General features: G+C 48.2%; 1 pseudogene. It reads right to left on the reverse strand.

Annotated elements, in window-relative coordinates:
- Nucleotides 1–251, reverse strand: a pseudogene (locus tag HMPREF2952_RS11540) (NAD(P)H-dependent oxidoreductase); the annotation flags it as partial.

Below are 251 nucleotides of genomic sequence, written 5' to 3' on the forward strand. Positions count from 1 at the left end.
AACCGATGAACTCATTGAGTTTGTGGAAGTGCATATACAACGCATCCACGCCTTTGCCTTCGAAAAAATCGCCTTCTCGGGTGAAGGCCTCAATCGGCGCATTCCAAGTAAGCGAGAGCATGTTTTTTTGCCTTGCAACAAACCACCTGTGCCGTAGCCTTCTATCGGATTGACACGATGGCGGCCATCACTGTGGTAAAGCTTGCCGTGTCCGGCAGTTAATACTTCGTCTATGTATTTTTTCACTGTCC

It is taken from the genome of Neisseria sp. HMSC068C12, from assembly GCF_001814095.1.
Classification (GTDB): Bacteria; Pseudomonadota; Gammaproteobacteria; order Burkholderiales; family Neisseriaceae; genus Neisseria; species Neisseria perflava.